This is a genomic window from Mesorhizobium sp. BR1-1-13 (genome assembly GCF_020165515.1).
Taxonomy (GTDB): Bacteria; Pseudomonadota; Alphaproteobacteria; order Rhizobiales; family Rhizobiaceae; genus Mesorhizobium.
In genome coordinates this window covers 1-14,474 of sequence record NZ_JAIUIH010000024.1, presented here as the reverse complement: position 1 = coordinate 14,474, position 14,474 = coordinate 1, and the positions used below count along the sequence as shown (strand labels likewise).

Below are 14,474 nucleotides of genomic sequence, written 5' to 3'. Positions count from 1 at the left end.
GTCAGGTAGAAATGCGGGATGGTGGTCTTGGCCTCGACCAGCCGCCGCGCGATGGTCTTGCGCATGTTGTCGTGCGGGACGAGTTCATAGGAGCCTTCCTCGAACAGGCGCAGCACATCCCCCTCCCCCTTGAGGGGAGGGTGGCCGGCCGCAGGCCGGTCGGGTGGGGTCGCTTCGACGGGGCTCGGCGCAAAAGCGGTGCCTCCTGAGACGACCCCCTCCGTCCGCTTCGCGGACACCTCCCCCTCGAGGGGGGAGGAGAGTACCGCATCGATATCCGCCTTCACGACGCGGCCATGTGGGCCTGTGCCTGATATGCCGGAGAGATTCAGTCCTGCTTCACGAGCCAATCGACGCGCCAAGGGTGTAGCGCGGGTTTTCCCCTCCCCCTCGAGGGGAGGGTGGCCGGCCGAAGGCCGGTCGGGTGGGGTCGGTTCGACCGGGCTCAGCGCGAGGGCGGTGCCTTCTGAGGCAACCCTCTCTGTCGACTTCGTCGACATCTCCCCCTCAAGGGGGGAGATTGGCGCCTTGTCCTGCTTGTCCGCGTAGCTTTCATCATCGGCATAGATCCACGCAACCGGCGCGCCGACGGGGATATCGACGCCTTCCTTGCCGGAGACATCGCGCAGGATGCCGCTGGCCGGCGCGTCGATTTCCATCGCCGCCTTGTCGGTCTCGATCTCGAACAGCACGTCGCCCTTCTTGACCCGGGCGCCTTCCTCGGCGAACCAGCGCGAGATCTGTCCGGTCGCCATGTCCATGTCGACCTTGGGAAGAATGACTTCAGTCGGCATGTCTCAGCGAACCCCTCTCACGAGGTCGCGCGCGGCGGTGATGATGCCGGGAACCTGCGGCACCGTCGCCTTCTCCAGCTCCGGATTGTACGGGATCGGCGTCTCCGCGCCGCCCAGCCGCACGATCGGCGCGTCGAGATAGTCGAACGCCTCGCTCTCGGCGATCATGGCGCTGACCTCGGCGCCGATGCCCAGCGTCTTGACTGCTTCGTAGACGCACATCAGCCGCGACGTCTTCTTGACACTGTCGATGACGGTCTGCTTGTCCATCGGCCGGATCGTCCTGAGGTCGACGACTTCGACGTCGATGCCTTCCGCCTCCAGCGCGGCCGCGGCGTCGAGCGCCTTCTGCACCATGATCGAGGTGGCGACGATGGTGAGATCGCGCCCTTCGCGGCGGATATCGGCTTTGCCGATCGGCACCGTGTAGTAGCCTTCCGGAACCGGGCCCTTCATCTTGTAGAGCAGCTTGTGTTCGAAGATCATCACCGGATCGGGATCGGCGACGGCAGCCAAAAGCATGCCTTTGGCATCGTGCGGCGTCGCCGGCTGGATGACCTTCAGGCCCGGCACATGGCCGAGCCAGGCCTCCAGGCTCTGGCTGTGCTGCGCGGCGGCACCGGTGCCGGAACCGGCAGGAAAGCGCATCACCACGGGAACGGAAACCTCGCCGCCCAGCATGAAGCGCATCTTGGCCGCCTGGTTGACGATCTGCTCCATGGCGAGCGTGGCAAAGTCGGAGAACTGGAACTCGAAGATCGGCCGCATCCCGGTGACGGCGGCACCCACCGCGACACCCGCGCCGCCCAGTTCCGAAATCGGCGTGTCCATGACCCGGTCGGGACCGTAGCGCTCGACCAGATCGCCGGTCACCTGGAAGGCGCCGCCATAGACGCCGATGTCCTCGCCCATCAGGAAGACGCGTTCGTCCATGTCCATGGCGATCGCCATGGCTTCCTGGATCGCCTGGGCGTAGCTCAGTTCACGCACCATCGCGTCCATCACGCCTGCTCCGTATACACGTAATTTCCGGTCTCGCTGACATCAGGCGACGGGCTCGCCTTGGCGAACTCGATGCCGTCGGCGATTTCCTGCGCCACCGCTTCGCGGATCGCCTCGATGCCCTTCTCGTCGATGAAGCCGAAGTCGCGCAGTTCGCTTTCGAACAGGGTGATCGGATCGCGGTTCGACATCCAGTCCTCGATCTCCTCCTTGGTGCGATAGCGGTTGCGGTCGCTCTTGGAATGGCCGCGATGGCGGTAGGTCTTGGACTCGATCAGCGTCGGCCCCTCGCCCGCGCGTGCGCGCTCGACGGCCCTGTAGGACGCCTCAGCGACCTCCGAAAAAATATTGCCGTTGACGATTATGCCGGGCATCGAATAGGCGGCGGCGCGCTCGGCGATGTTCTTGACCGCGGTCGAGCGGGCCGTCGACGTCGACATGCCGTAGCCATTGTTCTCGCACACGAAAATCACCGGCAGCTTCCAGATCGCCGCCATGTTGAGCGCCTCGTGGAAAGCGCCCTCATTGTTGGCGCCGTCGCCGAAGAAGGAGACCACGACCTTGCCGGTCTTCATCATCTTGGAGGAGAGTGCGGCCCCAACGGCGATCGGAATGCCGCCGCCGACAATGCCGTTGGCGCCGAGATTGCCCTTGGCGACGTCGGCGATGTGCATAGAGCCGCCGCGGCCCTTGCAGTAGCCGGTGGTCTTGCCGAAGAACTCGGCGAACATGCGCTTGACCTCGGCGCCCTTGGCGATGCAGTGGCCGTGGCCGCGATGCGTCGAGGTGATCTGGTCATCCTCGCCGAGCGGCATGCAGATGCCCATGGCGCTGGCTTCCTGGCCGATCGACAGATGCATGGTGCCGTGGATGAGGCCGCGCGTGTAGCTCTCCTCCGCGCCCTCTTCGAAGCGGCGGATGAGGTACATCTTGTAGAGCACCTGTCTGAGCTGCTCGGCGCTGTACTGGCGATAGACGAAGGGCAGGTTGGCGCGGCTGTCCGCGACGGCTTTGCTGGCTGCGGCCATGATCACGCCTCCACGGTTCCGTAGACGAGCTTGTCCTGGCGCGCGCGCAGTTCGGCGATCTTGGAACCCGGGGCCGGGGCGGCATTGGCGTAGGTGATGAGCTCGCCCTTCTTGATCGGCGCCGTCACCGAACCGCCCTGCAGCAGGCCGCAGGGAATAGCCCTGGCGGCATGCGCTTCCGGCGCCGTCATGATCCAGGCGCGGTAGCAATATTCGCCGATCGCATCGAGCTTCTCGCCCGGCTTCATGTCCTTCTTGGCCACGGCTGCGACTTCGGCCACCGGCTTTGCCAGCGGCACCATGTCGGCCTTGCCGTAGAGCACGACGCGGGCGCAGGTCAGCGGCACTTCGAGCGAGGTCAAATGGTAGGGCCGATGGAAGGTGAAGTACGGCCCCTTGCCCATCTTCAAATCTTCCATGCGCTCCGAAATGCGCGGATGCGACATGTCGGCGACGACGAACACGCCGGGCGCGACACCCTTGCCGATCGAATAGTCGACGACGCCGACCTTCGACAGCACGCCGCCATCCTTCTGCGGTACCAGCACCTTGGACAATTCGCCGAGCGTCGCGGCCGGACCGTGCATGCCGGCCTTGTCGGGCACCAGCCCGGTGGCATTGGCGATCGCCGCCATCTCGACCATGGTCTTGGAGCCGTCGACGAACTCGACCAGCATGCGTACGTTCATGTGCCGGCGCTTGGCTTCCTCTTCATAGTCGGGCGGCGTGGCGTCGATGTTGAGCGGATTGTTCTTGCCCTTGCCGGCGGCGACGATCGGATGGCCCATGGCCGAGACGAACTCGATCAGCTCCATGCAAGAAGACGGCTCGTCGCCGGCGCCCAGCGAATAGGTGACGCCGAGCCGGTCGGCCTCGCTCTTGAGATAGGCGCCGATGGTGACGTCGGCCTCGACATTCATCATCACCAGGTGCTTGCCGTGCTCCATGGCGCGCAAGCCAATCTCCGCGCCGACGGCGGGAACGCCGGTGGCGTCGATGACGACGTCGATCAGGTCATTGTTGATGACCAGGCTGGCGTCGTTGGTGACCGCCACCTTGCCGGCCTCCATGGCGGCCGTCATCGCCGCGGCGTTCGACACTTCGCGCGCATGCCCGGTTTCCTGGAAGGCGATGTCCACGGCCTTGCTGGCCGCCGGCAGGTTCAGCTCGGAAATGGCGCCGATCTCGATGCCGGACATATGGGCGACGCGGGTAACGATGTCGGTTCCCATCTCGCCCGAACCGATCAAGCCGATGCGGATTGGCTTGCCCGACTTGGCCCGCACCTCGAGATCACGGGCAAGGCCCGTCAACGAAACATTGGAAGCCATATCGCTCATTCCTCCCGTAATGCTGCTATTCAATCACCTGACGGGGTATTGAACATCTGTATTTCTGTCAAGACTAATGTCCAGATTTGCAGCACTTTTGCAGCACTTCCCAGCATCACGAGCAAGGTGGGAAAGCCGGCAAATCCGACAACCAAACGGCTCGCGACGGTTCGACGCATTCGGGCCCGGAAAACTTCGGGCTCAAGACGCGCTTGCGCGTCCCGGCGCCTAGCCAACCGGAAAATCGTGGCATGGATGATCGTGTTGACCGGAATGCCGCCAGTTGCTGGCGATCAGCCGGTGGACATGTCCGGCGAAGATGTGACGGACACTGCCATGGCGTTGAAGGGCATCGGCGTCGGTTAGCCTGACCTCGTAGAGCACCGGCATGTGGATGCGGAACGGCGGGTGGTGCATAAACAGGAGGACCGACCGGTCCTGTGCCACTTGCAACCGCCTGCCGGCTCCCGAAGGCATCAGCCAGAAACAGAACGCCTCGCCTGGGCTTTACTGTGCCGTCCAGCCGCCGTCCATCGGCAAGGTCGTGCCGGTGATCTGCCTGGCTGAATCCGAGCACAGGAACAGCGCCAGGGCGGCAAGGTCCTCGACGGCGACGAATTCCTTTGTCGGCTGTGCAGCCAGAAGCACATCGCGCTTGACCTGTTCCTCGGTCATGCCGCGCGCCTTCATCGTGTCGGGGATCTGCTTCTCGACCAGCGGCGTCCAGACATAGCCGGGCGCGATCGCGTTGACGGTGATGCCGTCCTGCGCGACTTCCAGCGCCACCGTCTTGGTCAGGCCTGATATGCCGTGCTTGGCCGAGACATAGGCGGATTTGAACGGCGAGGCGACGAGCGCATGCGCGGAAGCCGTGTTGATGATGCGGCCCCATTTGCGGCTCTTCATGCCGGGCAGCGCCGCCTTGATCGCGTAGAAGGCCGACAGCAGGTTGACGCGGATGATCGCTTCCCATTTATCGTCGGGGAATTCGTCGATCGGCGCGACATGCTGGATGCCGGCATTGTTGACCAGGATATCGAGGCTGCCGAACGCCTCTTCCGCCTCATGCACCATGGCGCTGACCGCCGCGCCGTCCATCATGTTGGCATCGGAGTAGCGGCATTTGACGCCGAAATCCTTCTCGATGCCGGCGCGCTCCCGCTCGATATCGGCGGCATTGCCCAGGCCGTTGATGGTGAGATTGGCGCCTTCGGCGGCGAAGGCGCGGGCGATAGCCAGGCCGATGCCACTGGTCGAACCGGTGACGAGGGCGTTTTTCGAAGACAGGGAAGCCATGGCGATCTCGCGAGAAGTGGGACGGAAGATGACGATATAATTGTGCGTCGCAGCATGACAATGACAGAGCCTCGCGCAAAGAAAAAAGCAGCGCCGGCGACCGGCGCTGCCTTTTTTCTGAAAGTGGCTGCGCCGACTCAGAACACCTGGCGAAAGACGATGAACAGCACGAAGGCCAGCGTGATCGAGCATGGCAGCGTCAGCACCCAGGCGAGCAGCAGGTTGCGCACCGTCGACCATTGCAGGCCCGAGCCATTGGCGGCCATGGTTCCGGCGACGCCGGACGACAGCACATGGGTCGTCGACACCGGCAGGCCGAGCCTGTCGGCCATGCCGATGGTCACCATGGCGACGAGTTCGGCCGCGGCGCCCTGACCATAGGTCAAATGGCTCTTGCCGATCTTCTCGCCGACGGTGACGACGATGCGCTTCCAGCCGACCATGGTGCCGAGGCCGAGCGCCAACGCCACGGCGATCTTCACCCACAGCGGGATGAACTTCGTCGCGTTGTCGACGGCCTTGTGATAATCGGTGACCGCCTTGAGGTCGGCACCCTCCATCGGCAGCAGCTTTTTCTTGTCGATCAGCTTGAGCGCCTCGCCGATCAGGTAGATGTCGTTGCGGGCGTTGCTGACGAGGTCGGTGGGCACCGTCTCGACCGAGGCGTAGGGCTGCAGCCCGGCGGTGGTGTTGTGGATGTAGGTCTGCAGCGCGACCGTCGTCTGGTCGTTCCAGGTGCGTGTGCGAACGGCATCCTGCACAGTCGCCTTCGCATCCGTGACGCTGATTCCCGGCTTGATATATTTGCCCAGGGCCTGCTCGACCCCGGCCGAAGCGGATTTATAGGCTTCGAGATAGTTGATGTCGGGTGTGCGGTTGAGCGCGAAGGCCGTCGGCACCACGCCGATCAGGATCAGCATGATCAGGCCCATGCCCTTCTGGCCGTCATTGGAGCCGTGCGCGAAGCTGACGCCGGTGCAGGTGAAGATCAGCAGCGCGCGGATCCACCATGGCGGCGGCGTGTTGCCCTTCGGCGCCTCATAGAGAGCCTGATTGCGCACCAGAAGCTTCATCGCATAGAGCAGGGCGGCAGCGGCGAAGAACCCGACGACCGGCGACACCAGCAGGGTCGTGCCGACATTGGTCGCCTGCGACCAGTCGACGCCGCTGGTGGCGCTGCCGGCGGGCGCCGTGAACTGGTTGGCGAGGCCGACGCCGATGATCGAACCGACCATGGTGTGCGAACTCGAGGCCGGCAGGCCGAGGAACCAGGTGCCGAGATTCCACAGGATCGCCGCGACCAGCAGGGCGAACACCATGGCAAAGCCGGAGGAAGAGCCGACCTGCAGGATGAGTTCGACGGGCAGCAGCGACAGGATGCCGAAGGCGACAGCGCCGCTGGAGGTGAGGACTCCGAGGAAGTTGAACACGCCAGACCACATGACGGCGAATTCGGCCGGCAGCGAGCGCGTATAGATGACGGTCGCCACCGCATTGGCGGTGTCGTGGAAGCCGTTGACGAATTCGAAGCCGAGCGCGATCAGCAGGGCGATGCCGAGCAGGATCCACGGCACTGTCTTGGCGGCAGCCAGGTCCTGCCTGAGCGCGTAGCCGACATAGACGATGCCGACCAGCACCAGCACGCCGAAGACGGGCAGGAACCATTTGGCCCCACCCGATTGCGCGAGCGGGTGGTCCGGTCTCGGAATACCTGCCTCGTTTGAAACTATGTCCACCACGTCCCGCTCCTTTTGCATTGCAGCAAAGAACCGGGAATGATGCTATGTCCGCACGATGAACCCTGTATGACGCGGGGCGACATCCTGGAAAAGCGCTCGGCGGTTGTCGGTCCGGAGTTGCCTGGAAACCGAATCGCCCTGATGGTCCGTCAGGGTCGCTTGGCCCGGGCAGGACCGACATCGGGCGATCCGGCGATTTCCAGCAGCGACGACACCAGCAATTGCCGCTCGTCCGGGGAAAGCACATCCGCGTCGAACAGGTTCATGCTGCGCAGGCCCTCGATGGCGAGATAGCAGACCAGCAGCGACTTGAGATCCGGCGTCTCGCTCTTCAGTCGTTGGAAGAGTTGTCGCTTGAACGTCTTTATCGGCGACATGAAGTCCGGATCCTCAGCGATCGCCGAAAATATCCACGACGCCGATGGCTGCTTGTCCTCGCAATCCTTGGCCGAAAGCCTGATGTAGACGGCGAGCGGATTTGCGCCATTGTCGTTGCTGCTGGCGGTCTCCAGCGCCTGCCCGAATTCGCGCAGATAGCCTTCGACCAGGCCCTGCATCAATTTGGCCTTGGTCGGGAAATTGTAGAGCAGTCCGCCCTTCGATACACCGGCGCGGCTGGCGACGGCATCCAGGGACAGGCTACCGGGGCCGGATTCCCGTGCGACGTCCGCCGCCGCAGCGAGAATCCTCTCGCGCGAGTTCGTTCGTTGGGCTTTCATGGCGCCTCCCATCGCAAGCTTAGGCCCAATTGACAAGACCGTCCAGACGGTACAGTAAGACCGCGGTCATTTGAAATCGGGGCCCGCAGTCGATATGTGTCCCGATATCCGCGCTTCGCGCCGGATTTCGACTGAGGGGACTTCCTTGTTCAAGCGCATACTCCGTTTCGTTATCATCATTCTTGTGTTGGCCGTGCTCGTCATCGTGGTCGGCGGCATCGTCGGGTTCAATTTCCTGCGTGACAACGGCATCAAGCAATATTTCGCCACGATGAAGCCGCCAGCGGCAACCGTGTCGACGACCATCGTCAAGCCGTCGAACTGGACGCCGGGCATCGAGGCGATCGGCACGGTCCGCGCCGTGCGCGGTGTCGACCTGACGGTTGAGACCGCCGGCATCGTCAAGGAGATCCCCTTCCATGCCAACGAGAAAGTGGCGGCCAATGCGGTGCTGCTGCAACTCGACGACGCCGTAGAGCGCGCCGATCTCGCGGCACAGAAGGCGCAGGCGGCGCTCGATCAGACATCGCTGACCCGCGCGCTCGAACTGACCAAGCGCGGTGTCGGCTCGGACTCGACCCTGGACACCGCACGTGCGGCCGCGTCCGCTTCGGCATCCCAGGTCAACAGGCTTCAGGCAGTGCTCGACCAGAAGCAGTTGACGGCGCCCTTCGCTGGCACCGTCGGCATCCCAAAGATCGATCTCGGCCAATATCTGGCGCCCGGCACCGCCGTGGTGACGCTGCAGGATCTCGACACGATGCGGGTCGACTTCACGGTTCCCGAACAGCAACTGCCGCTGCTCAAGATCGGGCAGACGGTTCGGCTGGGCCTCAGCGGCGGCGACATGCCTTTTGCCGGGGCCATTCGCGGCATCGACCCGAAGATCGACCCGTCCAGCCGGCTGGTGAACATCCGGGCGGAAGTCGCCAATCCCGAAGGCAAGCTGACCCCCGGCCAGTTCGTGCAAGTGCGTGTCGAACTGCCCGAGGAGCAGAATGTGCTGGCGCTGCCGCAGACGGCGCTGACCACCAGCCTCTATGGCGACTACATATTCGTGGTGCACCCGGCGAAGCCCGCCGAGGCGCAGCCGACCAAGCCGGAGGCGCAGCCCGCGGCGGCGGCGACCGACAAGCCGGCGGACGCCAAGCCCGCGGCCGATGCCAAACCGGCCGAAGCGGCCAAGCCGGCCGCGGGGGGCGAGCAGCCTGCCCTGGTCCTGTCGCAGGTGTTCGTCAAGCCCGGCCGCCGCAACGAGGGCATGGTCGAGATCGTCGAGGGCCTCAAGGCGGGCGATGAGGTTGTCACGGCAGGTCAGAATCGCCTCTTCAACGGCATGTCCGTCAACGTCGACAACACCATCGACCCAACCAAATCGGCGAACAAGCAGGCCGACCAGCAATGAGCGTTTCCGATCTCTTCATTCGCCGGCCCGTCCTCTCCACGGTCCTTGCATGCATGATCCTGCTCCTGGGTTTCCAGGGCATATTCAGCCTGTCGATCCGCCAGTATCCGAAGGTTGACGAAACCGCGATCACCATCACGACGGCCTATCCGGGCGCCAGCGCCGATCTGATCCAGGGCTTCATTTCCGCTCCGATCGCGCGCGCTGTCGCCTCGACCGAGAACATCGATTACGTCACGTCGTCGAGCCGCCCGTCCTCCAGCACCGTGACGGTGCAGATGAAGCTCGGCTCCAACCCGGACGTCGCGCTGACCGAGGTGCTGTCCAAGGTCCAGGGCGTGCGCGGCACCTTGCCGGACGCCTCCAAGGATCCCGTCATCGTCAAGGGCACGGGCCAGCAGTTCGCGATGATGTACATCTCGATGCAGAACCCGAACATGACGAAGGAGCAGCTGACCGAGTATATCGAGCGCGTCATCAGGCCCCGCATGTCGACGGTCGAAGGCGTCGCCGACGTGCAGATCTTCGGTGCCCAGGAATATTCGATGCGCGTCTGGATCGATCCGGTCAGGCTCGCCGCGCGCGGCGTGACGGCATCGGAAGTGCTGACGGCGATCAACAACTCCAACTTCCTGTCGGCGCCCGGTAACACCGAGAACGAATATGTCGTCTCCTCGATCACCGTGCGCTCGACGCTGCAGACGCCTGAAGCCTTCGCCGAGCTGCCGCTGCGCTCGACCGACGGCAATGTGGTGCGGCTGCGCGATGTCGCCCGCGTCGAACTCGGCGCCGAGAACACCGACACCAGGGTCTCCTTCAATGGCAAGCCAGGCACCTTCCTCGCCATCTTCCCGACCCCGGCTGCCAATCCTCTGACCACGGCGGCGGCGCTCACCAAACTGGTGCCTCAAATCCAGGAGACGTTGCCGAAAGGCATGACGATCGAGATCGTCTACGACGCGACCGGACAGATCAGCGCCTCGATCGACGAAGTGTTCAAGACCATCGGCGAGGCTGTTGCCATCGTCGTCGTCGTTATCCTTCTGTTCCTTGGCTCTTTCCGCTCGGTGATGATGCCCATCGTCACCATCCCGCTGTCACTGATCGGCGTCTGCTTCCTGTTGTTCGCGGTGGGCTATTCGATCAACCTTCTGTCGCTGCTCGCCATGGTTCTGGCGATCGGCCTCGTCGTCGACGACGCCATCGTGGTGGTGGAGAATATCCACCGCCACATGGAAGAGGACCACATGTCGCCGATGCAGGCGGCTTTCAACGGCATGCGCGAGATCGCCACCGCCATCGTCGCCATGACCATGACGCTGGCCGCGGTGTTCGCGCCATTGGCCTTCACCGGCGGCCTGACGGGCGCGCTGTTCCGCGAATTCGCGGTCACGCTCGCCGGCTCGGTGGTGCTGTCGGGCGTGATCGCCATCACCATCACGCCAATGATGTCGGCGCGCCTGCTGAAGTCCGGCACGCCAGGTCGTTTCCAGCGCATTGTCGACGGGACGTTCGCGCGGGTCGAGCACGTCTATGAGCGGGCCGTCACCGGGTCGCTCAACTATCGCCCGCTGACGCTGATCATCGTGCTGGCGCTTGTCGGGGTGACCGGCTTCATGTTCACCAAGACCTCAACCGAACTGGCGCCGGAAGAAGACCAGGGCTTCCTGCTCTCGCTTGTAACGGCGCCGCGTTACGCGACATCCGACTACACCGAGACTTACGTCAACCAGATGCTCGGTCTGGTGAAGGATATTCCCGAAACGCGGGCGCAGTTCTCGGCCGTCGCGTTCGGCGGCACGACGAACAGTGCGTTCGTCGGTTTCGCCTTCAAGGACTGGGCGGAGCGCAAGCGCAACTCGAAGGAGCTGCAGGCCGACATCACAGCCCGTCTCGCCAAGGTGGCGGGCGTCCAGGCCTTCGTCTTTGCGCCACCGACGCTGCCGGGCTCCGGCGGCGGCCTGCCCATCGCCCTGGTGGTGCGATCGACGGGCGACTCCTCGGAGGTGTACGACGTGGCCGAGAAGATCAAGAACAAGGCACAGGCCTCCGGCCGCTTCATCGTCGTGCAGAATTCGATGGCCTATGACGCGCCGCAGGTGACGGTGACCATCGATCGCGACCGCGCCGCGGCGCTGAACCTGCCGATCGCCGATATCGGCCGGACCCTGACGCTGCTGGTCGGCGGCGCCGAAGTGGCGCAGTTCGACCGCGACTCCAACAGCTACGACATCATCCCGCAGGTGCCGAAAGAATTCCGCGACAATCCCGAAAAGCTTGGCGAATACTTCGTGCGCAGCGTGACGGGCGAGATGGTGCCGCTGTCGGCGGTGGTGAAGATCTCGACCAATGCGTCGCCGGCCGCGATCGAGCAGTTCAACCAGCTGAATTCGTCCACCATCTCGGCGCTGCCGCTGCCCGGCGTCACCACGGGCGACGGATTGAAAGTCCTCGAGGACATCGCCAGGGAGAGCCTGCCCGACACCTTCTTCATCGACTATTCGGGCCAGTCCAGGCAGGAGAAGGAACAGGGAAATACGATCCTGATCGCTTTCGGGGCGGCCGTCATCGTCATCTATCTGGTGCTGGCGGCGCAGTTCGAAAGCTTCCGTGATCCGCTGATCATCATGATGGCGGTGCCGCTGTCGATCTTCGGCGCCATCGTGCCGCTCAATCTTGGCCTCGGCACACTCAACATCTACACGCAGGTCGGACTGATCACGCTGATCGGCCTGATCACAAAGCACGGCATCCTGCTGGTCGAGTTCGCCAACCAGCAGCGCGAGATCCATGGTATGCGGCGGCGCGACGCCATCATCGCTTCGGCCAAGGTGCGGCTGCGGCCGATCCTGATGACGACGGCGGCGATGGCGCTTGGCGTGGTGCCGCTGATCATGTCCAGCGGCGCCGGCGCCGCTGCCCGCTATTCGATGGGCCTGGTCATTTTCACCGGCATCCTGGTAGGCACCATGTTCACGCTCTTCGTCGTGCCCATGTTCTATACCTTCATTGCCAGCAAGGATCTGCCCGAGGTGGCAGAGAAGCCGGATCCCAAACTGATGCCGGCATTGCCGAACTAACAAAAACTAACAAAAAAGAGGCCGGAACACCCCGGCCTCTTTTTTGGCTGTGCTCTACTACCGTGAAAAGATGTCCCGGCGGGAGCCCTGAACGGATATGGCTGCTGTGCCGATCCGTTGCCAGCCAGCTACTTGACGATGACGATGCTGGTGTTGGCCGGCCCGAAGGTTTCGACGAGCTGGTAGAAATCGGCGGCATTGTCAGGATGCAGCCGCACGCAACCATGCGAGGCCGGCCGGCCAAGCCGCTTGATGGCATAGGTCGCATGCACCGCATAGCCGCCGCTGAAGAACACCGAATGCGGCATCGGCGCGTTGTCGTACTTCTTCGAATACCACATTTCATGCATGCGCGTCGGCTTGAACGAGCCGGTCGGCGTCACATGCGCCCTGTCGCCGGTGGAAACCTTCCAGGCGAAGGCCGGGCGGCCGTCGACCGAGACTTCCATGACCTGTTGCGACAGCGAGACGCGCGCCACGATCTTGTTGGCGGCATGCGCGGTACCCGTGCCGGCGCCGAACAGAAGTGCCGCACCCGTAAGGGCAGCGGCGGCGGTGATGTTGATGAGCTTGGCGGAAATAGCAGTATGCATGATGTCCCTCTCTATGCCGGTCTGGCCGGCCCCAAATTCGATGAGCGGCTTATCCTTGCATCATGTTTCGGTGAGATTTCGTGAAACGCTCGTTTGTGTTTCGAATGTGTTTCCTCTGATTAACAGAACCTAAGCCAAAAATGGCGGACATCGAAGCTGTCAACTTGGACAGGACACGGCACATAGGTATTCAGCTCGAAACGAAAGTTCGAGTTTCCCCAAGATGAAAGACTGGGGCTCGATTTCGAAACTGATCTGCAACAAAGCGCTACTTCAGGCGGCATGAAGCGGATACAGGCCGCCGGCAGAGTTGACGTAACGAAAGCAGACGGCAACGACCACGGGAACGAAAACGAATATGTGGTCCTGGTTTCTCGGGATCAGCATCGCAGCAGCAGCCATCAGCGGCGCCGGCACGGTTGCCGACGGTTCCATGGCCAGCCTCGCGGCGATGAGTTCGAGTGAGATCTCAACCCTGCATACCGTCCTGTTTTGTGCCACGGTCTGGATTGTTCCAGCCTGCGCATCGTCCGGCTCAAGGCCCACTGGCGGGTTGGCCTTCGGCTGCTGGCATTGCGCGGCCCCTCCGGCAACTTGCTGCTGAGAGGACCGAAGGCCCGCGCCGTGACGGGGGGCTCCGTAGACGGCGCGGGCACTTCGGGAGTTCCTGAAGTATGCCGAGGCGTCACGCGCCCACCCAAGACGGGCGTTGGTCTTCGGAAAACAAGCCGCCGCAACATGAATTACTGGGGATTGACGCAATGAAGACGAAACTTGCAGCTTCTGTGCTTTCGGCACTGCTCTACGCACAGGGCCTGCTCGGCTTTGCCGGGCTTGCCACCGTGCTCTTGAAAGAGCGCGCACATGCAGGCGAGTTCGCGACAAGCGGCGACATGCCGTCGGGGCCATCGCTACTGGTGGTGCGCTGAGCCGCATGGCAATCGGGCCCAAGGTGAAAAACCGTTCTGGGAAATCCGATGTTCAGCCAGGGGAATGACGTGAGCGCCCGGCCGTCAATCGGCGAATTGCGCCGGCGGATCGAAACGGTAGCCGGCGCCGCGTATAGTGGTGATGGCTTCCGTATCGAGCTTGCGGCGCAGCCGCACGATGCGCGAATCGATCGAGCGGTCGAAGGCGTCGGCATTCTCGGCGGGCGCCGCCGCGATTATGTCGTCGCGCGTCAGCACCTTGCGGGGACTGGCCAGGAACAGCCGAAGCAGCGCCACCTGGCCGGGCGAAAGCTGCTCCTCCGTGCCCGAGCGGTGCATGACGATGGCCGACCTCAAATCGACGGTCGCGTTCTCCAGCACGATCAGCTCCTGGGCGGCCCTGCCCCGCCGCGTCAGCAGGCCGCCTACGCGGGCGGCGAGTTCCCTGACATTGAGCGGACTTTCGATGACGTCGGCGGCACCGAGCTCGAGCGCAAGCACCTTGTCGACGAGATCGGCCGGCCGGCAGATCAGGATGAAATCCGGCCCGCCCTCGCC

The 14,474-nt window shown here is 63.5% G+C and carries 13 protein-coding genes; 3 read left to right on the top strand and 10 right to left on the bottom strand.

Translation table 11 applies throughout. The features are described 5' to 3' along the window. From LB533_RS29630 to LB533_RS29600, 7 genes are all read right to left on the bottom strand, one after another. Positions 1-794: E3 binding domain-containing protein (locus tag LB533_RS29630; RefSeq protein WP_224678874.1), on the bottom strand; the 794-nt coding region annotated here is incomplete at its 3' end. 3 nt (positions 795-797) lie between these two features. After that, positions 798-1,796, bottom strand: coding sequence for an alpha-ketoacid dehydrogenase subunit beta (locus LB533_RS29625; protein ID WP_224678873.1), 999 nt, complete (start codon positions 1,794-1,796; stop codon positions 798-800). Further along, entirely contained in the window at positions 1,796-2,824 is a 1,029-nt protein-coding gene (locus LB533_RS29620; RefSeq protein WP_224678871.1) for a thiamine pyrophosphate-dependent dehydrogenase E1 component subunit alpha, read from the bottom strand. The genes LB533_RS29625 and LB533_RS29620 overlap by 1 nt, the downstream gene beginning before the upstream one ends. 2 nt (positions 2,825-2,826) lie before the next feature. Further along, positions 2,827-4,155 (bottom strand): NAD(P)H-dependent oxidoreductase, encoded by a 1,329-nt coding sequence (locus LB533_RS29615; RefSeq protein ID WP_224678869.1) that lies wholly within the window; start codon positions 4,153-4,155, stop codon positions 2,827-2,829. Between the two features lie 507 nt (positions 4,156-4,662). Continuing rightward, entirely contained in the window at positions 4,663-5,451 is a 789-nt protein-coding gene (locus LB533_RS29610) for a 3-hydroxybutyrate dehydrogenase (RefSeq protein WP_224678868.1), read from the bottom strand. 137 nt (positions 5,452-5,588) lie between these two features. Then, positions 5,589-7,190, bottom strand: a complete 1,602-nt coding sequence (locus LB533_RS29605; RefSeq protein WP_224678867.1) for an inorganic phosphate transporter — start codon at positions 7,188-7,190, stop codon at positions 5,589-5,591. A 149-nt stretch (positions 7,191-7,339) separates the two neighbouring features. Beyond that, on the bottom strand, positions 7,340-7,909 hold the full coding sequence (locus LB533_RS29600; protein ID WP_140643556.1) for a TetR/AcrR family transcriptional regulator: 570 nt from the start codon (positions 7,907-7,909) through the stop codon (positions 7,340-7,342). A 145-nt stretch (positions 7,910-8,054) separates the two neighbouring features. Here LB533_RS29600 and LB533_RS29595 point away from each other — a divergent pair, with 145 nt between their 5' ends. Both LB533_RS29595 and LB533_RS29590 read left to right on the top strand, forming a co-directional pair. Next, positions 8,055-9,314: an efflux RND transporter periplasmic adaptor subunit gene (locus LB533_RS29595; RefSeq protein WP_224678864.1), complete on the top strand. Its 1,260-nt coding sequence runs from the start codon at positions 8,055-8,057 to the stop codon at positions 9,312-9,314. After that, a complete protein-coding gene (locus LB533_RS29590; protein ID WP_224678862.1) occupies positions 9,311-12,394 on the top strand; it encodes an efflux RND transporter permease subunit in 3,084 nt (1,027 codons plus the stop codon). The genes LB533_RS29595 and LB533_RS29590 overlap by 4 nt, the downstream gene beginning before the upstream one ends. A 128-nt stretch (positions 12,395-12,522) precedes the next feature. Here LB533_RS29590 and LB533_RS29585 read toward each other — a convergent pair whose 3' ends face one another. Further along, positions 12,523-12,987, bottom strand: a complete 465-nt coding sequence (locus tag LB533_RS29585) for a L,D-transpeptidase (protein ID WP_140517911.1) — start codon at positions 12,985-12,987, stop codon at positions 12,523-12,525. A 273-nt stretch (positions 12,988-13,260) separates the two neighbouring features. Next, entirely contained in the window at positions 13,261-13,422 is a 162-nt protein-coding gene (locus LB533_RS29580) for a hypothetical protein (RefSeq protein ID WP_181169556.1), read from the bottom strand. 326 nt (positions 13,423-13,748) lie between these two features. Between LB533_RS29580 and LB533_RS29575 the strand changes: the two genes are divergently transcribed. Beyond that, positions 13,749-13,916 (top strand): hypothetical protein, encoded by a 168-nt coding sequence (locus tag LB533_RS29575; protein ID WP_140554276.1) that lies wholly within the window; start codon positions 13,749-13,751, stop codon positions 13,914-13,916. Positions 13,917-14,000: 84 nt separating this feature from the next. Here the strand turns inward: LB533_RS29575 and LB533_RS29570 are convergent. Beyond that, a partial coding sequence (locus LB533_RS29570; protein WP_224678860.1) for a response regulator transcription factor occupies positions 14,001-14,474 on the bottom strand: 474 nt, incomplete at its 5' end.